The organism is Vibrio sinaloensis, assembly GCF_023195835.1.
In the GTDB taxonomy this organism is placed as follows: Bacteria; Pseudomonadota; Gammaproteobacteria; order Enterobacterales; family Vibrionaceae; genus Vibrio; species Vibrio sinaloensis_C.
Genome location: NZ_CP096199.1, coordinates 1,677,004 through 1,694,847 on the forward strand (window position 1 = coordinate 1,677,004; position 17,844 = coordinate 1,694,847).

The 17,844-nt window shown below is 48.3% G+C and carries 16 protein-coding genes and 1 riboswitch; of the genes, 8 read left to right on the forward strand and 8 right to left on the reverse strand.

From position 1 onward, the window contains the following. Positions 1-34 precede the first annotated feature (34 nt). Positions 35-3,067 carry a D-2-hydroxyglutarate dehydrogenase YdiJ gene (ydiJ, locus tag MTO69_RS07580; protein ID WP_248327999.1) on the reverse strand — a complete coding sequence of 1,011 codons (3,033 nt, stop codon included), beginning with the start codon at positions 3,065-3,067 and terminating at the stop codon, positions 35-37. 203 nt (positions 3,068-3,270) lie between these two features. Here ydiJ and MTO69_RS07585 point away from each other — a divergent pair, with 203 nt between their 5' ends. The 5 genes from MTO69_RS07585 to MTO69_RS07605 all read left to right on the forward strand — a co-directional run bounded on the left by MTO69_RS07585 (position 3,271) and on the right by MTO69_RS07605 (position 7,093). Then, complete coding sequence (locus tag MTO69_RS07585; RefSeq protein WP_248328001.1) at positions 3,271-3,951, forward strand: DUF3334 family protein; 681 nt, start codon at positions 3,271-3,273, stop codon at positions 3,949-3,951. Between the two features lie 139 nt (positions 3,952-4,090). Next, positions 4,091-4,774 carry a DUF2786 domain-containing protein gene (locus MTO69_RS07590; RefSeq protein WP_248328003.1) on the forward strand — a complete coding sequence of 228 codons (684 nt, stop codon included), beginning with the start codon at positions 4,091-4,093 and terminating at the stop codon, positions 4,772-4,774. Between the two features lie 142 nt (positions 4,775-4,916). Next, positions 4,917-5,585 (forward strand): OmpA family protein, encoded by a 669-nt coding sequence (locus MTO69_RS07595; RefSeq protein ID WP_248328005.1) that lies wholly within the window; start codon positions 4,917-4,919, stop codon positions 5,583-5,585. Between the two features lie 162 nt (positions 5,586-5,747). Further along, the gene (locus tag MTO69_RS07600; RefSeq protein ID WP_248328007.1) at positions 5,748-6,737 is read left to right on the forward strand and encodes a J domain-containing protein; all 990 of its coding nucleotides are present in this window, start codon (positions 5,748-5,750) and stop codon (positions 6,735-6,737) included. Positions 6,738-6,907: 170 nt separating this feature from the next. Beyond that, positions 6,908-7,093, forward strand: coding sequence for a hypothetical protein (locus MTO69_RS07605; protein WP_248328009.1), 186 nt, complete (start codon positions 6,908-6,910; stop codon positions 7,091-7,093). Positions 7,094-7,157: 64 nt separating this feature from the next. Here MTO69_RS07605 and maiA read toward each other — a convergent pair whose 3' ends face one another. The 4 genes from maiA to hppD are packed head-to-tail and all read right to left on the reverse strand — an operon-like array spanning position 7,158 to position 11,024. After that, positions 7,158-7,808, reverse strand: coding sequence for a maleylacetoacetate isomerase (gene maiA, locus MTO69_RS07610; RefSeq protein WP_248328011.1), 651 nt, complete (start codon positions 7,806-7,808; stop codon positions 7,158-7,160). After that, a complete protein-coding gene (locus MTO69_RS07615; RefSeq protein ID WP_248328013.1) occupies positions 7,801-8,814 on the reverse strand; it encodes a fumarylacetoacetate hydrolase family protein in 1,014 nt (337 codons plus the stop codon). Before MTO69_RS07615 ends, maiA begins: the two co-directional genes overlap by 8 nt. Positions 8,815-8,827: 13 nt before the next feature. Beyond that, positions 8,828-9,958: a homogentisate 1,2-dioxygenase gene (locus MTO69_RS07620; protein ID WP_248328015.1), complete on the reverse strand. Its 1,131-nt coding sequence runs from the start codon at positions 9,956-9,958 to the stop codon at positions 8,828-8,830. Continuing rightward, positions 9,951-11,024, reverse strand: coding sequence for a 4-hydroxyphenylpyruvate dioxygenase (hppD, locus tag MTO69_RS07625; protein ID WP_248328017.1), 1,074 nt, complete (start codon positions 11,022-11,024; stop codon positions 9,951-9,953). The genes MTO69_RS07620 and hppD overlap by 8 nt, the downstream gene beginning before the upstream one ends. Positions 11,025-11,420: 396 nt before the next feature. Here hppD and MTO69_RS07630 point away from each other — a divergent pair, with 396 nt between their 5' ends. Beyond that, positions 11,421-12,527 (forward strand): M20/M25/M40 family metallo-hydrolase, encoded by a 1,107-nt coding sequence (locus MTO69_RS07630; RefSeq protein ID WP_248328019.1) that lies wholly within the window; start codon positions 11,421-11,423, stop codon positions 12,525-12,527. Positions 12,528-12,592: 65 nt separating this feature from the next. Here the strand turns inward: MTO69_RS07630 and MTO69_RS07635 are convergent, their stop codons facing one another. The 3 genes from MTO69_RS07635 to MTO69_RS07645 all read right to left on the reverse strand — a co-directional run bounded on the left by MTO69_RS07635 (position 12,593) and on the right by MTO69_RS07645 (position 15,433). After that, positions 12,593-14,383, reverse strand: coding sequence for a putative bifunctional diguanylate cyclase/phosphodiesterase (locus tag MTO69_RS07635; RefSeq protein WP_248328021.1), 1,791 nt, complete (start codon positions 14,381-14,383; stop codon positions 12,593-12,595). A 140-nt stretch (positions 14,384-14,523) separates the two neighbouring features. Next, positions 14,524-15,258 carry a chromosome partitioning protein ParA gene (locus MTO69_RS07640; RefSeq protein WP_248328023.1) on the reverse strand — a complete coding sequence of 245 codons (735 nt, stop codon included), beginning with the start codon at positions 15,256-15,258 and terminating at the stop codon, positions 14,524-14,526. Between the two features lie 16 nt (positions 15,259-15,274). Then, positions 15,275-15,433: a hypothetical protein gene (locus tag MTO69_RS07645; protein ID WP_176287706.1), complete on the reverse strand. Its 159-nt coding sequence runs from the start codon at positions 15,431-15,433 to the stop codon at positions 15,275-15,277. A 229-nt stretch (positions 15,434-15,662) separates the two neighbouring features. On the opposite strand from MTO69_RS07645, the gene MTO69_RS07650 reads away from it, so the two are divergent. Together MTO69_RS07650 and MTO69_RS07655 are read left to right on the forward strand one after the other, a co-directional pair. Then, the gene (locus MTO69_RS07650; RefSeq protein WP_248328025.1) at positions 15,663-16,001 is read left to right on the forward strand and encodes a 50S ribosome-binding protein YggL; all 339 of its coding nucleotides are present in this window, start codon (positions 15,663-15,665) and stop codon (positions 15,999-16,001) included. Positions 16,002-16,271: 270 nt separating this feature from the next. Next, positions 16,272-16,365, forward strand: a riboswitch (glycine riboswitch). 103 nt (positions 16,366-16,468) lie between these two features. Further along, the gene (locus tag MTO69_RS07655; RefSeq protein WP_248328027.1) at positions 16,469-17,842 is read left to right on the forward strand and encodes an alanine/glycine:cation symporter family protein; all 1,374 of its coding nucleotides are present in this window, start codon (positions 16,469-16,471) and stop codon (positions 17,840-17,842) included. Positions 17,843-17,844 lie beyond the last annotated feature (2 nt).

Below are 17,844 nucleotides of genomic sequence, written 5' to 3' on the forward strand. Positions count from 1 at the left end.
TAGCTCAACTTTTTCGGTTGAGCTATCGAACGCACTAAATGATAGATAGCAAAGCTTGCAGCGGATGCTTGGTCTTCACCTGCTCAAAGCGCTTTACTTGACTTCGGCAAGAGTAACCGGTGATCAGGCAGCGATCCTGTGGCAAATCTTGTAAGCGTGGTTTCCAACTTAAGCCGTAGATGTCCTTCGACATTTGCAGTTTATCCACTTCGTGGCCGAACGTTCCCGCCATGCCACAACATCCTACCGGTACAGTCTGCAAGCTCGCGCCAAAGTGGGCAAAAATTGCGCCCCACTCTTTTTCGGCATTGGGCATCTTGGTTTTCTCAGTACAGTGAGCAAACAGATACCAAGGCTTGGCGTCGTTCTGTTCAGCTTGTTCAAATTCAGCCAATCGCGGCTGTAACCATTCGTGAACAGTGAGCACTTCAAAATCACCACGCTTGTCACCTAACACTTCTTGATACTCATCGCGGTAACACAGCACTAGCGCAGGGTCGACCCCAACTAATGGAATATTGATGTCGGCGACCTGTTGCAAAAAGGCAGCAGTGTTCGCCGCATTCGCAGCGAATTGTTTGAGAAAACCTTTTATGTGCTGCGCTTTGCCATTGGGCTTAAACGGCAACAGAATCGGTGTCTTGCCGAGTTTCATTACCAGTTGAGCGAAGTCGGCCACCACCTCTGCATCGTAGTAACTGGTAAAGGGGTCTTGAACGATCACGACATGGTTAGCTTTATCCTGCTGCGATAGGGCAGCCAACTGCTGTAAATCGAAACGCGGTAAGTGCGCAAGCCGTTCACTCAAGGTGGGGGTCGATAGCAGTGGTGCATCCACATAACCGACGGTTTTTGCTGTTAAATCTTGCACCCAACGTTGCTTTAACGCCCCATTAACCAGCTTAGGGGCTTTAGCCATCAGCGGCAGCATAGTCTCAATGTTGGCAACCAGATAATCCTTTGCCGGACGTTGATAGCGAGAGTAGTAGATGTTCAAGAATCGTGAGCGAAAACTCGGCACATCGACCTTGATCGGACATTGACTGGCACAGGCTTTACACGCCAAACACCCATTCATCGCCTCATACACTTCATGCGAAAAGTCATACTCATGACGCTTGTTAAGGTTATTACGCACCCGGTCAATCATGGTTTTAATTGACGCGTTTTTCTCAAGCGTCTGTTTCTCGAGATCAAGTATATCCACGCCCTGCTCTGTCAATTGGCGTAGCCACTCTCTAACTAGGCCCGCACGTCCTTTGGGTGAATGACGACGGTCGGCGGTGACTTTCATCGAAGGACACATCGGCGAAGAGGTATCGTAGTTGAAACATAAGCCGTTGCCGTTACACTCCATCGCCTGTTTAAAGCTATCACGCACTTCAACATCAATTTGTCGATCATAGTAACCACGCTTGGTGTCGGTGACTTTCACCAACGTTTCGTTGCTCTCAAGCGGCGTACAGATTTTACCCGGGTTCATTTTGTTGTGCGGGTCAAATGCGGCTTTTACGCGGCGAAGCTCGGTGAACAGCTCATCACCAAAAAACTCTGGACCGTATTCCGAGCGAAACCCTTTGCCATGCTCGCCCCACATCAAACCACCATACTTGGCGACAAGCTTGACGACTTCGTCAGAGATTTCGTGCATCAGGGCTTCTTGTTTGGGATCGCACAAATCCAAAGCCGGCCGTACGTGCAATACGCCCGCATCAACGTGACCAAACATTCCGTAGTTGAGCGATTTGGCGTCTAGCAACTCTCTAAACTCTGCGATAAAGTCCGCCAGATTCTCTGGCGGTACACAGGTATCTTCGGCAAAGGCGACGGGCTTCGCTCGACCTTTTGCCGCGCCCAGCAGCCCCACAGCTTTTTTACGCATGTTGTAGATACGGCCGATACTGGCTAGATCATCACACACTTGATAGCCGATAATTCCGGCTTGATTGTCTTCCATCATGCTATCAAGACGTTGACACAGTGAGCTCACTTGCTGCGCGACCTCTTGTTCGTCTTGACCAGCAAACTCCACCATATTGATCCCTTGCATCTCTTTGCCAGGAACATCGGTCAACAAGTCACTGACGGTGTGCCAAACGATGTCTTGTTTGGCGAGATTGAGCACTTTGGAATCGACCGTTTCTACCGACAACGCGCTGGCTTCGACCATGAAAGGCGCATTGCGCAGCGCTGAGTCAAAGCTGTTGTACTTGATGTTGACCAAAGTACGAGCTTTCGGAATCGGAGTGAGATTGAGCTTTGCTTCGGTGATAAACGCCAGTGAACCCTCTGCACCGCAAAGCACCCGCGTTAGATCGAAGCAGTCATTGTCGGTATCGAGCGCATTTTTTAGGTCATAGCCGGTGAGAAAGCGATTGAGTGGAGGAAATTTATCTTCAATTTGCTGACGCTTGTCACGACAAACTCGCTCAGTTTGATGATAAGCCTGATAAGCAAACTCGCCCTCGGTTGGCATACCATGAGATAGGTCAGACTCAAGGACCGAACCATCGGCAAACACCGCTTGCAAAGAGAGAACATGGTCGGAAGTTTTACCGTATTTTAGCGACCCTTGTCCCGAGGCATCAGTGTTAATCATGCCACCGAGTGTGGCGCGATTACTGGTCGACAAATCGGGCGAGAAAAAATAGCCGTAAGGGCGTACCGCATCATTAAGTTGATCTTTCACGACACCGGTTTGAACTCGTACCCAACCCTCTTCAGCGTTGATCTCTAGCACTTTGTTCATGTGGCGAGACAAATCGACCACAATCCCTTTGGTCAGTGATTGACCATTGGTGCCCGTACCGCCACCACGAGGCGAAAAGGTCACGCGTTCGTATTCAGGTTTAGTGGCGAGTTTGCCAATCAGCATCACGTCTTGAGTGCTTTTCGGGTGCACTACGGCTTGAGGCAGTTGCTGATAAACACTGTTGTCGGTGGCTACGGCCAATCGGTTTGAATATTGGCTCTCGATATCGCCGCTAAAACCGGCGTTTTTGAGCGCTTCGAGAAAGGTGAGAACGATCGGATCAACATCCGACTGTGAATGTAATCTTGGTAACATTTGCTTCCTGCCCCCTACGACGCCGATCCTATCAGCACTGGGGTCATCTGGTTTTTAACTATTTTTTGAATTAGGTCACTTTACAACATTTAAAAGGGTGATCAAAACAGAAATGCAGTGTCAGAATGGTAAAAATCGCATTTTTTTCCCACACTTATATCTAGCCTTTCTAAATTGTAAGTGTCTTTATGAGCGAATCATCAATGAAAAGAAACAAAGTCGTAACTACCGAAGATATTCTATTGAAATTGTGTCAGTCTGTTTCTGGCGTTCTCACCTCTGCCACCAGCTCGAATGTGACCTATTCAGCCATGGTACAAAAAATCACAAAAACCAGCTTAAAGCCTGACTTCGGTTGCTTCGTGCTATTCGACGGTGGATTCTCAGGTTTGGTGGTGATCAACTTCACGTCTAAGGCAGCGTTAGAACTCTACACCAACTACATGCGCAACATGGGAATGCCGGAAGATGAGTTGGCAGTGCTTCATACCTCAGATGAAGTGGCCGATGTGTTGGGCGAACTGATGAACCAGTTGGTGGGTCACTTTACCAACCAAGTGCGCAAAGAGCTGCAAACGCACATCACTCAAAACCAACCCAAAATGTTGTCACTCAACAAGCAGGTAAACTTGTCTGTCGACACCAATTTGGATCGCCCACAAGCTCGCCGAGTCACCTTCTCAACGGAAAAAGGCAATATCTTCTATCTTGAGTTAGCCATGGATAAAACCGAGTTCATTCAACTTGAAGAATTCGAAGTGGCAGAAGACGAGTGTCCAGATGATATTCTTGAGCAAGCTCAGCAACAAATGAAACAGAAGCAGTCGCAACCGGCGGCTGAGAAAGGCAATTCCGACGACTTGCTTGATGAATTAGGCATCTAATCCTTCTCTCTTTCTATTCAGCTTAGGCTAACTCCATCGGGGTTAGCCTTTGTCATTTTTACTCGATCCGATTTCCGTTTTGGCGCTGAAAACGGTAAAATGTCCGACTTTGTCAATTTAGTGAGATTTGATGCGGTCGATGGATAAACAAAAAGCCCTCAAAAAAATTGCGAAATGTCTAGAGCTCGGTAATTCAGCTAACGTCAACGAAGCGGCTAATGCGATAAAAATGGCGCACCGTTTGATGCTGAAATACGGCCTCGATAAAGATGACATCGAGTTCATTAAAATGGGCAAAACCCAATCCACTCACTTATTACCTGCTGATGTCAGCTCCAACCTGCTGCGTATCATTCGCGGCATCAATACCAAATTCGGCGTCGAAGCGGTGCTGCTCAATCACAAAGGGCTAAAACGAGTCGAATTTATCGGTGAAGCCGATCGCGCCATCTTTGCCGCCTTCGCGTTCGACATCATTTATCGTGAGATGAATGAACAAACTGGCCGTTTTCGTAATAGCTTTGCCGGTACAGGTACACCAACCGCAGAAGTGACTCGACGCGTTAACTCCTTTCTTTCCGGTTGGGTCGAAGGCGCACTCGAAAAGCTGCCTATCATCAGTCCTGACGAAGAATCAGCAAAAAAAATCGACGATTACATCGACAAAGAGTTTCAAAACATCGACCGTGAGACGTTCAAACAGCAGCTGCGTGAGGCGATGAAGAACCTGACTGAAGATTATGAAGTCGGGCTAAAAAAAGGCCGCACCGTTTCAGTGAATCGCCCAATCGACGGCGCACAAGCCCCCAAAATGCTGCGATAGCACAAAGCTTATTCAGCTATCGTTAATATTCAGTCAATTAATCTATTCATCAATTGACAGTGTGCATGGTATCGGCTTTATTCATGGTACACATTCACCAGAACAATCTGGTCAAAATATAATGATACACGGAGAAGTTATCGTGAAGAAAATTACGCTTGCGCTTGCAGTCGCTATCGCCCTCTCTGGCTGTCAGGCCACACAGCGACAAAACGCTACTACTGGCGAAACAGAGACCAACTCTGCAACCCAAGGCGCGCTGATTGGCGCCATTGCGGGTGCCGCTGTCGGCTTAGCAACCGGTGATGATGCCAAAGAGCGCCGACAACGCGCACTCGTTGGCGCTGCCGGCGGGGCTGCGGTCGGTGGTGGTATCGGCTACTACTTCGATCAACAAGAAGCAGCGCTACGCAAAGAGCTGCTAGACTCAGGGGTTCAAGTTGAACGCGTGGGCGAAAATCAACTCTTGCTGCGCCTAGAAAACGGTATTGGCTTTCAAACTAACTCCTACCAGCTCGACCCAAGCATTCACAAAACTCTGCGCGGTGTAGCGCGGATATTGGTTGAATACCCAGACACCAGTTTAGTGATCGATGGTCACACCGACAGCACCGGCAGTGATACGACCAACCAAATTCTGTCTGAACGCCGCGCCGAATCCGTACGCGGATATCTCGTTGGTCAAGGTGTTGCTGCTGGACGCGCGATCGCTCGCGGCAACGGCGAACGCTACCCACTATGCAGCAACAGCACCGCCGAGGGTCGAGCGTGTAACCGCCGAGTCGAAATTCAGATCTTGCCACTCAAATAACGGGGCGGGTCAACTTAATTGACAATGGCTTCTTCGGAAGCCATTTTTTTTGCCCTATGGGTCTAATTTATGCGGTGAATTGATATACTTAGCCAATAGTGTTTCGATTGATGTGAGATTATTTTGCGCCTACTGCTGTTATTGCTACTGAGTTGTTCATTTATGACTGCCGCACAAACGGTTGAGGAACTTATACAAAGTGCGCAAAACAACAGTGTTCATGCCCAGCTCGAACTCGCAGAAAAATACGCACGAGGCAATGAGGTAGAGCAATCACACAGTGAAGCGCTGTATTGGTATCAGCAAGCCGCGCAAAACGGCAGTCATGTCGCCGCTGTCGCAACGGCGAACGCTTATCTCACTGGCACAGGCACGAACAAAGATATCGAGACTGCCCTGTTTTGGCTAACCAAAGCGGCTATCCTTGGTGATGAGCAAGCGCCACGTTTGCTCGGTGAAGTGTATGAACAGCTCAACCAACCCACTGACAACCTCGACTTAGCACAGCTTTGGTATCAAGAAGCAGCGCGAAACAATCCTGACGCTGAACAAGCGTACGCTCGAGTACTTGAGCAGCAGTTTAACAATCGCCGCGCCGAACAAGTCGCCACGCTCGATCAATTGGAAGAAGCGTTTGATGCCGAACAAATAGAGCTCAGTCCCAGCGCAAAGTCGCGTTCTGTTAGTCAACAGGATCAAAACACCGTCATCTACTCTTTAGTCACGGCTCTGGTCGCAAGCGTGCTTGCGAGCCTATTTCTGCTTCGTCGCCAGCAGCAACTAAAGATGAGTGTCCACTCGAATGATAGCGACCAACAGCGCCAACAGCTCAAGCTTGAACGCGAAATCAAACGCAAAGATGACACCTTGAAGCAGCAAAAACGCCAGCTAGAGACCCTCTATCGGCATGTGAAGAAACTGCAAGCCAGCAGTAAAACATCGACGCCTTCGGTCAGCTACAAAGATAACCCTCTCAACCTTGCCTGCGCCCTATTTGGCTTTAGCCCAAATCACATCCCCGACGAAAAAAGCATCAAGCTAAGGTACAAGCAGTTGAGCAAAATTTATCATCCTGACTTAAAAGGCAGTGAAGAAGAGATGAAACGCTTAAATCAGGCGTTAAAAGTGATCTTGAAACAAGTTAACAAATAGTTACAAAATCCACTTTATTGTTCCGAGTTTTTCAATCACGCTCGAAAATACAGGGCTGCGCAATCGATCACCCTCCCATTACCAGTAACAAACAATTAACTTAATAGTCCTGATCATGTCATAATGCCGCGCGATAATAACACCTAAGCAATAAAGGTGGGGAGAACACTATGTTTACCATTGAAGGCGTATGTGATTGGTGTAAAAAACCAAGCATGCTAACCAAACATGATTACGTCGACGGCAAGAGCCACCACTCATGTAAAGAGTGTCACGACTTGGCTGCACTGGATGTGCGCCAGTTTAACATTGCTGAGTTACAACACAGAGAGCGTCAATCAAACACGCTACGCTAACTTGCTATGTTTTGAAAGGAAGATAAGAAAGCCACCGAGTCGGTGGCTTTTTGCGTTTTAAGGACTAGCGCTCTGCGTCAGGCTGCTTTTCTGGCATGGCTTGCTGAAAAGCATCGAGGTGATTAAGTGACGCCGTCACACTTTCAATAATCGGATAAGGTGACATATCGACATTGAAACGCTTCGCATTGTATACCTGTGGCACTAAGCACACATCAACCAAGCTCACCTGATCGCCAACACAATACCGCCCATGGGTTTGACTTAATCGCTGCTCAAGCGCACTAAATCCATGCTCAATCCAATGCGCGTACCAACGCATTTTATCGGTGTCTGCCACATCCAACGAGTTGGAAAGATACTGTAGCACCCTTAAGTTATTGAGTGGATGGATATCAATCGCGATATCCTGAGCCAGCGCTTTCACCAGATAACGCTGCTCTCTGTCTGTTGGTGTCAGCAGTTGCTGTGGATACGTTTCGTCGAGGTAGTCGATAATCGCTAATGATTGGTTTAGCGTCATATCGCCATCCACCAGCACAGGCACCAACTGGTTGGGGTTCAACTGCTGAAATGCCGCAGTGTGTTGCTCCCCACCCGCTTTGACTAGGTGGATGCTGCGCTGTTGGTACTCGAGCCCCTTGAGGTTGAGGGCAATACGCACACGATAGGCCGCCGACGAGCGCCAGTAACCGTAAAGAATGCGATCAGGCATACTTCACCACTTGCTGATCAATCGCTCCGAAAATGGAGTGTCCATCTGAGTCTTTCATTTCGATGCGAATACGGTCACCAAATTTCATAAAACTGGTCGAAGGTTGGCCATCACGAATGGTTTCGATCATTCGCACTTCGGCGATGCAGGAGTAGCCGACACCACCCTCGGCAATCGCGGTCCCATAGTCGGTACCTTGTTTATTGGATACCGTCCCTGAGCCAATGATGGCACCCGCTGAAAGCGGCCTGGTTTTAGCCGCATGAGCAACCAACTGTGGGAACTCAAACGTCATATCAACACCGGCGTTGGGGCAACCAAACGGCTGATCATTGTAGAAGCTGAGCAGAGGCAAATTCAGTTTACCCCCATCCCAATCTTCACCCAGTTCATCTGGGGTGACCGCCACTGGAGAGAATACTGATGACGGTTTTGATTGGAAAAAGCCAAAGCCTTTCGCCAACTCATTAGGAATCAAACCACGCAGTGAGACATCATTGACCAACATCACCAAACGAATCGCTTTCGCCGCCTCTTGCTCCGAAGCGCCCATCGGCACATCACCAGTGACTACCGCAACTTCACCTTCGAAATCGATGCCCCACTCTTCACTGGCAACCGGAATATCATCGCAAGGGCCAATAAAGGCGTCTGACCCACCTTGATACATCAAGGGATCTGTCCAAAAACTCGGCGGCATTTCAGCGCCGCGCGCTTTACGCACTAACTCAACGTGATTCACGTAGGCAGAGCCATCCGCCCATTGGTAGGCGCGCGGCAGCGGCGATTCGCAGCTTTGCGCGGTAAAGGCCATTTCGTTGGTCAACTCACCACTGTTGAGTGCCACCGAGATTTCGTGCAGTTGTGGTTCGACATCGCTCCAATTGTCGAGTGCATACTGCATCGTTTGCGCGATTTCAGGTACCGCGACACATTTGCTGAGATCTTTGCTAACGACGACCAGCAGACCATCGCGACTGTTGTTTTTTAGGGTAGCTAACTTCATATGGGATCCCTTGTTATTTTTCTTGCCAGCTGTACACGTACTCTGGGTTCTCGACCTGCTGTGCTTGCTCACTGAAATTGAGCGCATGGCGCGTATCAATCATCACCGCCACTTCATCAGTGAATTTCTTCTTGTACTCTCGCCCTGCCTTAAACGCTTTGGGGTGCGGACCGTGAGTAAAACCAGCGGGATGGAAAGTCACCATGCCCGCTTCAATGTTGTCACGGCTAAAGAAGTCACCTGCATGGTAGAACAGCACTTCATCGTAATCGTCGTTGTTGTGATAAAACGGCACTTTTAGCGCGCCTGGATCGCTCTCAATTGGGCGAGGCACAAAGGTACAAATCACAAACCCCTGCCCAACAAAAGTGGTGTGTGCCGAAGGAGGAAGATGGTAGCGATGCGACATCAAGGGTCTGATATCCCGCCAGTTAACTCGCACCACCGACAAATCGCCATGCCATCCAATTGCATCCAGTGGGTTGAACGGGTATGTGACCACACTCACTTGCTCATGACGTTTGATGTGAACTTGAGTTGCCTGCTCGCTGTACTGGTCTTTAAACGCTTGATCAATACTAGGCACATCCAAAACGGCAGGATCAAACACAGCGTGATTGCCGACCATACCTTTCTCAGGCAAGGTGTACGCCGCGTCGGTGTTTTCTATCATCAATACAAACATCGGTTCAGCAGGCTCTAAACGCCAGTTGGTTGAGCGCGGGATCATCACATAATCCCCTTCGACAACCTCTAAGTGTCCGTAGTCGCAGTAAAGATCGGCTTTGCCTTGATGGATAAACAACAGCTCGTCACCATCGGCGTTACGCACTAAGTGCTCCATTGCGCTGTCCAGCTTCCACACTCGAACTTTACAATTGGCGTTATGCAGCAAATGCGGCACCGACCAAGGTGAAGTCTGAACCGCTTGCTCAACCAAATTGAAGTTGAACGCGCGAGGCTTGAGATCGCCCTGCCACTCACTCCAAGCGGTTGGAGCATGTTGATGATGGAAGTGAGACGCCGGACCAAAAAAGCCACTGCGTCCCGCTTCTCGTTCATAAATCGCCTCTTCGGGAAAGTCGGCGTGCGCCTGCTTGGAGCACACTCCCTCCCGATGAGGGAATGTAATCCACTTATGCATTGTCGAGCACTCCACGACGAATTTGATCTTCTTCTATCGATTCGAACAGCGCTTTGAAGTTACCTTCACCGAAGCCTTCGTTACCTTTGCGCTGAATGATTTCAAAGAACACAGGGCCAATTACCGTTTGGGTAAAAATCTGCAGCAAAATACCGTCTTTCATTGGCGCGCCATCGATCAGGATTTGCAGATCGCGCAGCTTGTCGACATCTTCACTGTGCCCCTCCACTCGACTATCAACTTTCTCATAGTACGTATCTGGCGTCGGCATAAAGTCCATGCCACGGTCGCGAAGTGTTTGTACTGTGGTGTAAATATCATCAGTCGTTAGGGCAATGTGCTGAATGCCTTCGCCGTTATATTCGCGAATGAACTCTTCAATTTGCGACTTGTCGTCTGACGATTCATTGATTGGAATGCGGATTTTGCCACACGGTGCCGTCATCGCTCGGCTGACAAGGCCTGTCAGTTTACCCTCAATGTCAAAGTAACGAATCTCTCTAAAGTTACCGATGCGCTCATAGAAACCCGACCAAACATCCATGTTCCCTTGGCGAACATTGTGAGTAAGGTGGTCGATCTCGTATAGGCCCACATCCATCTTGGCGAGTCGCTCCTTAGCATCAGGATAGAAACGGAAATCGACCTCATAAATGCTGCCATCTTGGTAGCGATCAACAAAGTACAGCAGACTCTCCCCGATGCCATAGATGGCAGGAATACTCAGCTCCATTGGACCAATTTGGGTAACATACTGCTCGCCACCGTGCGCGATTGCGTGCTCCATTGCTTTGGCAGAGTCCGCGACGCGAAAAGCCATACCACATACCGAAGGGCCATGAATCTTGGCAAATTCGTGCGCTTGGCTGTGTGGCTGCGCGTTGACAATAAAGTTGACATCCCCTTGGCGGTATAGCCACGCCTCTTTTGAACGATGTTTGGCGACTTCAGCGAACCCAAGAGAGCTAAACAACTGCTTAAGATCTTGGATACCCTTTTCATCGGCTGCCGTGTATTCGACAAACTCAAAGCCATCCGTACCTAGTGGGTTATACACTTCGTTCATTTTTGTTCCCTCATTATTGATATCACTACCGTGTCACTATCAATAACTTGGCTTAAGTGAGTAAAAAAATGAACCTCTTACGTTTAATTCAAGGTTAACAGGGTGTAATAAAAAAGTGTAAACCAGACCGACCAAATACTAATTTAGCATTTAAATACAATCACATAAAACCAAAACTCTAGGTAACATATTTTTTACATCCAAACCAGAATGGTAACAAGCATCGTTTAGTTCGAGCCCTCAACCTGTTACCTGTGGCCAAATCTATGGACTGCAACATGCGCACATCACTTAGGCCATTGTTTCGTCAATCGGGAGATAGCTTGATGTAGCTCAGGCCAAGCTCATACCGTGGCCGCTAAGGTAGTGGCCTCTGTTCCTAAATGAGGTAAAACAATGACCACTATCAATCGCGATCGTCTCGTCAACCACTTCTGTGAGTTGGTCAAAATTGACAGCGAATCGGGCAATGAAAAGCAAATCAGTGAACGTTTAGCCGAGCAGTTGGGCGAACTAGGTTTTGTTGTGCATAAGCTGCCAGTGCCTGAAAATGTCTCCAATGGCTTCAACTTATATGCACGACTAGCAGGCGAATTGGACGACGGCGTAGTGTTTAGTTGTCACATGGATACAGTGACGCCAGGAGTTGGCATCGAACCTATCATCGACGATGGCATCATACGTTCAAAAGGCAACACGATTTTGGGTGGCGACGACAAATCTGGCATTGCCGCCATTTTAGAAGCCGTTCGCACGATTCAAGCGCAGAAACTGGCGCACAAAACCATCGAGATAGCCTTTACCGTTCATGAAGAAGGCGGACTGCGCGGCTCTGAGCACTTTGATATGAGTTACATCCAGTCCAGCAAAGCGATTGTGTTAGATTCCGGCGGCCCGATTGGCACCATTATTAACGCGGCGCCAGGACAACAGCATATCGTGGCTAACTTCATCGGCAAACCAGCCCATGCTGGGTTAGCGCCAGAAGAAGGTATTAGCGCAATTCAAGTGGCTGCGGAGGCGATTAGCCAAATGAAGCTGCTGCGTATTGACTCAGAGACCACCGCGAACATCGGTATTGTCGAAGGTGGCAATGCGACCAATATTGTTATGCCGGCGCTTAAAGTGGTTGCAGAGGCCCGCTCACTCAATGGTGATAAACTCGCCAAACAAGTGGATCACATGCTAGAGACTTTCCGAGCGGCAGCAGACAAGCATGGTGCGTCGGTTGAGATAGAATCAACTCGCGCTTACGACGCGTTTGTGATTGCTGAAAACGACCCGCATATCGAGCAAATCAAGACCTCATTTGACGCTATCGGCGCGACGCCTTTGACTCAAGCGACTGGTGGTGGCAGTGATGCTAATAACTTTAATGCGAAAGGTCTGACTACCGTTAATCTATCCACTGGCATGGCCAAAGTGCACACCACCGATGAGTACATTGCAGTCGAAGATATGGTCGACATTGCCCGCTTCGTTGAGCACTACCTGACGCACTAAAGGACGTTGATCCGACTGGGCCTTTCCTCCTATTAAAAGACAAGAGCCGCACTCAAGGCGCGGCTCTACTCTTTGACTAATTTCACTCGCCGTTTTTCCCGCTGTTCCTCTTGCATCATAGAGGCAAATTCATCGTGGGTGAGCGGACGCGAGAACAGATAGCCCTGATATTGGTCACATTGCTCTTCGCGAAGCACGTCAAGTTGCTGCTGATGCTCGACCCCTTCAGCGACCAACTTAATCCCCAAGCTTCGACCCATTTGAATAATGGTGCGCAGTAGGACGCGGTCAGAATGATTGGTCGCACAGCCGTCGACGAAACATTTGTCAATTTTAATCACATCAACCGGAAGCTGTTTGAGATATTTAAGGCTGGAGTATTCTACCCCGAAGTCATCGATGGCGATCGATACCCCAATAGCGCGTAGTTGACGACAGATATCAGTGATGTGTTCAGGGTCGCTCATCAATGCTGACTCAGTAATTTCCATTTGCAGCAAATGAGAGGGTAATTCGGTTTCTCTCAATGCCTTACAAACCACTTCAAACAAGTCACTATGGGCAAACTGGACCGTCGAGACATTTACCGCGACGCATACCTCCAGCCCCTGATCGTGGTACTGCTTCGCTTGGCGACACGCTTCAAAGATAATCCAATGCCCCACTGGCACAATCTGAGTGGTTTTTTCAGCAATGGGGATAAACTCAGCGGGCGAGATTGGCCCCAAATACGGATGGTTCCAACGCAGCAGCGCTTCTGCGCCGACGATGTTTGCTGTCTCAATCGAGACTTTTGGTTGAAACAACAATACGAACTGCTTACTCAGCAGCGCTGATTTGATCTCGGTTTCGATTTGATGTTGGCGGATGGTTTCGCTGAGCAGCTCATCGTTAAACCAGCAGACTGATCCGGCGCCCTCAGAGCGCGCTTTAAACAGCGCAAAGTCAGCATTTTTTATCCAGACCTCATGGTTACCTTGGGCATCTTTGCCAAGCGCCACCCCCACACAATACGACAGACGGTGTGAGGTATTATCGACCTTAAACATCACTCGCTTAAACCGAGTAAGCTCATCCACCACATGATTGAGCTTGAGAGCGAGCTCCTTGTGTTCAATTAAAGCGACAAACTCATCACCACCAAAACGATAGACCTTGCCATTTTCTGCCACGATATCTTTTATGTAGCGTGAAAACTCAATAAGTAAATCATCGCCATAACGGTAGCCTAATCGGTCATTAACACTTTTAAACCCTTCCAGACCAATGTAAATCAGTGCAAAACGTGCGGCATTCTCTTGGTTGACTCGCTCAACATCCTCCATAAACGCATTGATATTGGGCAATTTGGTCAGAAAATCGGTCTGGCTTTCTGTTTTAAACTTCTCTGCCTGTTGACGTGTTTTGACATAAAAGTAAGTCATTAAAGTAGAAAACACCGTCAGTGCCGTCACTTCAATCGAGGTTGAAACGAACAATTTGAAGTCAGAAATAGGTAGCTGATAAAGCAGAACATTAATCAACGCCGCACACACTGCAATTGGCCACAATGAGCCCGGAAACAACACGATGTAACACAAAGGAAGTAAGAACAAGCACACTCGAACTGCGTCAAGCTGAAACGGCTGGATCAGCCCACCGAGCATAAACAGTGACAGTGCAGCAAAAGCAAAAACGTGTTTAAGGGAGCGATTGGTGACGTAGAGGGCAAGGAGCAACAGTAGCGGAAACAGGTAAAAACTCAACTGCCAGGGATGCGTCTGACCCATTAAAGTGTGTGTCATTGCCCCCACCGCCAGTAGATAGGCGATATAGGCAATCACTTGCACTCCTTGCGATACTTTAAACAGTTGCATCACTAACCTTGCTTCCCCGCTTATTACTATAAACAGTAGCGCAAAATTTCGCTTTGTCCTGCTCCGGCGGTGATTTGACTGCGTTTTAACGACAAAAAACGCCTCAAAAGTGAGACGCTTAATGTTTTTTGGCGTGTCAGTTACAGACCGAGTTCTTCAGAAAGAGCATCTATCTGTTTCAAATCGAGTTGATGCACGCGTATCATCTGCTCTACTTGGCTTAAGCGCGATGAGGCTTCATCTTGCTTATCACAAGAGTCCGACTTCGCCTCCCATGAAGTGCCCTCTAGGTAGAGGTCACAGGCCTTTTTGAGTTCCTCGATACGAGGCCCGAGCTCTTCACGCTCTTGCTCTAAAGCTTCGAGCTGTTGCTTGACTTTGAGTTCCTGCTGAAACAGCTCTCGTGAACGTTCAAACATGGTTGCTTGCATGTCTGCTTGTCGGTTCAAACGGCTATTCTGTGCAGTGGCCGATTCAAGCTGCTGTTTTTGCTCGCCTAGCTGTTGTTCGAGTGACAAGTTGACCTTTTCTAACTCTTGCAACTGCTGCTGCAACGCTTCAATCTCGCTTTTATGTTCAGCTTGCTGATCGACGATCGCCTGTTGTAACTTTTGCTCTATCTCATTGTCGACCTCAGCAACCTTTTGTTCGACCTTGACCACCAATTGCTGCTTATCTTTGGTCAGTGTCTGATACTGCTGCTCCAGTTCCAAATAGGTCGATTGCCATTTTTGCGCCGTTAACGTCGAGCCCAGTAAGCCACCCAGCGCAACACCGAGAACGCCAGCAATCACAATATAAAGAAGCGTCTTGTTGTCTCGCTCCTCAATCACCACCACGTCTTCGTTGTCTTGGTTGTCTGTCTGTTGGTTCACTTAAACACTCCTGATACTAACGCATCAACTCGGTAATCATTAATGTTGCGGTATAAATTAAAAAGCCAGAGATGAGGGTAATGACCACATACTTTTGTAGTTTTTCACTGGTGCGATAACGGATCAAGACAAACGCAATAGCCGCTAAAAACACGATGGCCAGCAACCTAGTCATAATCTCTCCTTAGCAAGGTTTGATGACATACTTTATACCATTTTACGCAGGAATAGTCAGAGGCGCGTAGTTTTACTCTGCATGATTATTAAATTAATTGGATCAAACGGTTACTTATTACTCCACTCTTACCAGTCATAAGCAAAAAGCCATCAGCATGCCGCATTTTGTTTGGCGAATAGATTCACATCATGGTTAAATAGCCGCGAAATAACAGAGAGACAAGCAAATGAAACCATTCAAAGTTGACAACAAAAAACGTCGTATTCAAAAGAAACTCTTTTTGGGCGAGTTTGCCATGCTGGGGTTTGAGCTCAGCTGTGAAACCAACATCGACGACTTTGATCGCTATGATGCCTTTGTCGATGACTTCATTGATTACATCGACACACTCGGTCTTTGCTTTGGTGGCGGCGGCCTAGAGCTGTTTGAAGGCTTCTTGTGCGCAACCGAGCGCTACGTTGATGTAACGGAAGAGCAAAAAGCACAAGTCACCGCTTGGCTTGAAGCTCGAGATGAAGTGAAATCTGTACAAACTAGCGAGCTGGTTGACGCTAACTACTTCTGAACCATGGTTACAAAAAACTCATAGCGCCAAACGGCGCTATTTTTTTGCGCTAGCATGCAAAATTTCTATTGAATTACACCAATATAATGATAGAGTTCACACATCAGTAGCCACCAGTGCTATTGACTAGCTTTTGCTCAACTTACTGAGCAATTGTTCCGATGAAGACAGCAGGAGAGCGGTTATTAACCAAAATTTAACATTTTGGAAAAATAACCTACCGAAGAAGTAAATCTTTCAGGTGCTACCTAGGTAGCGGGGACTGTTGTTGGAGGAACCTCTGGAGAGAACCGTTTAATCGGTCGCCGAAGGAGCAAACCTAATGTTAGGTGAAACTCTCAGGCAAAAGGACAGAGGAGTGGAAAGACTTAATCAGCTGTATTGCTTTTCTGCCTATAGCCATAGGAGATCCTTGATCTCTGCCCTTTCCCTCTTCTCCTTATAGTTTTATTAATTAAGGGGAAATCATGGATAACCTACACGCTCTACTCGTTACTATCGACAATTTTGTCTGGGGACCACCACTGTTAATACTGTTGGTCGGGACCGGTGTCTATTTCACTTTTCGCTTAGGCTTACTTCAGTTTCGACACCTTCCCACAGCACTAAAAATGGTGTTCAGTAAGAGCGATTCTAATAAGCAAGGCGACGTATCAAGCTTTGCTGCTTTATGTACCGCACTGTCAGCGACCATAGGTACGGGTAACATCGTCGGGGTGGCAACGGCCATCAAATTGGGCGGCCCTGGTGCTCTTTTTTGGATGTGGCTTGCTGCCCTATTCGGCATGGCCACTAAATACGCCGAGTGTTTGCTGGCGGTGAAATACCGTAAAATGGACGACAAAGGCCAAATGATTGGCGGCCCAATGTACTACCTGCAATACGGTGTCGGCTCAAAAGCGCTCGCAGTGATGTTTGCTATTTTCGCCCTTGGTGTCGCCTGTTTTGGTATCGGTACCTTCCCGCAAGTGAATGCCATCCTTGATGCCAGTGAGATCTCTTTTGGTGTGTCACGCGAAATCTCCGCTACTGTGCTCACGCTTTTAGTCACCTTTGTTACCTTAGGTGGCATCCAGTCGATCGCCAAAGTGGCGGGTAAAGTTGTGCCGACCATGGCGCTGTTCTATGTCATGGCGTGTTTAAGCGTGATCATCATGAATGCCGACCAGCTACTTGCAGCGGTCGAGTTAGTGATTGTTTCTGCCTTTACCTCTACCGCTGCGACAGGTGGTTTCCTTGGCGCGAGTATCATGTTGGCGATTCAGTCAGGCATTGCACGCGGCGTGTTCTCAAACGAATCGGGATTAGGCAGTGCGCCAATGGCAGCAGCGGCGGCCAAAACCGATTCGTGCGTCAAACAGGGCCTAATTTCAATGACAGGCACCTTCTTTGACACCATCATCATCTGTACCATGACGGGCTTGGCGCTGATACTAACTGGGGCATGGCAGAGTGATTTTGCGGGTGCAGCTATGACCACTCATGCCTTCGCCGTCGGACTAAGCTCAGATACCTTGGGGCCTATGCTGGTGTCGATTGGTCTGATGTTCTTTGCTTTCACCACCATCTTAGGTTGGAACTATTACGGTGAGCGCTGCGTGGTGTACTTATTGGGCACCAAAGCAGTATTGCCTTATAAGCTGATTTTCGTTGGTTTAGTGGCATCAGGTGCTTTCCTACACTTGGATATGATTTGGGTGATTGCCGATATCGTGAATGGCTTGATGGCGATTCCGAACCTGATCGGCCTCATCGCTCTCCGAAGTGTGGTGATTGAAGAGACCAAGCAATACTTTGCTGCAACGGTAAATGGCTACAAGCAGCCACAGTGGCAAAACTAAAT

What these genes read in the sequence shown, in the direction of transcription:
- ydiJ (WP_248327999.1), bottom strand. Translation starts at nt 3,067, where the DNA reads ATGTTACCAAGATTACATTCACAGTCGGATGTTGATCCGATCGTTCTC.
- MTO69_RS07585 (WP_248328001.1), top strand. Translation starts at nt 3,271, where the DNA reads ATGAAAAGAAACAAAGTCGTAACTACCGAAGATATTCTATTGAAATTG.
- MTO69_RS07590 (WP_248328003.1), top strand. Translation starts at nt 4,091, where the DNA reads ATGGATAAACAAAAAGCCCTCAAAAAAATTGCGAAATGTCTAGAGCTC.
- MTO69_RS07600 (WP_248328007.1), top strand. Translation starts at nt 5,748, where the DNA reads ATGACTGCCGCACAAACGGTTGAGGAACTTATACAAAGTGCGCAAAAC.
- MTO69_RS07605 (WP_248328009.1), top strand. Translation starts at nt 6,908, where the DNA reads ATGTTTACCATTGAAGGCGTATGTGATTGGTGTAAAAAACCAAGCATG.
- maiA (WP_248328011.1), bottom strand. Translation starts at nt 7,808, where the DNA reads ATGCCTGATCGCATTCTTTACGGTTACTGGCGCTCGTCGGCGGCCTAT.
- MTO69_RS07615 (WP_248328013.1), bottom strand. Translation starts at nt 8,814, where the DNA reads ATGAAGTTAGCTACCCTAAAAAACAACAGTCGCGATGGTCTGCTGGTC.
- MTO69_RS07620 (WP_248328015.1), bottom strand. Translation starts at nt 9,958, where the DNA reads ATGCATAAGTGGATTACATTCCCTCATCGGGAGGGAGTGTGCTCCAAG.
- hppD (WP_248328017.1), bottom strand. Translation starts at nt 11,024, where the DNA reads ATGAACGAAGTGTATAACCCACTAGGTACGGATGGCTTTGAGTTTGTC.
- MTO69_RS07630 (WP_248328019.1), top strand. Translation starts at nt 11,421, where the DNA reads ATGACCACTATCAATCGCGATCGTCTCGTCAACCACTTCTGTGAGTTG.
- MTO69_RS07635 (WP_248328021.1), bottom strand. Translation starts at nt 14,383, where the DNA reads ATGCAACTGTTTAAAGTATCGCAAGGAGTGCAAGTGATTGCCTATATC.
- MTO69_RS07645 (WP_176287706.1), bottom strand. Translation starts at nt 15,433, where the DNA reads ATGACTAGGTTGCTGGCCATCGTGTTTTTAGCGGCTATTGCGTTTGTC.
- MTO69_RS07650 (WP_248328025.1), top strand. Translation starts at nt 15,663, where the DNA reads ATGAAACCATTCAAAGTTGACAACAAAAAACGTCGTATTCAAAAGAAA.
- MTO69_RS07655 (WP_248328027.1), top strand. Translation starts at nt 16,469, where the DNA reads ATGGATAACCTACACGCTCTACTCGTTACTATCGACAATTTTGTCTGG.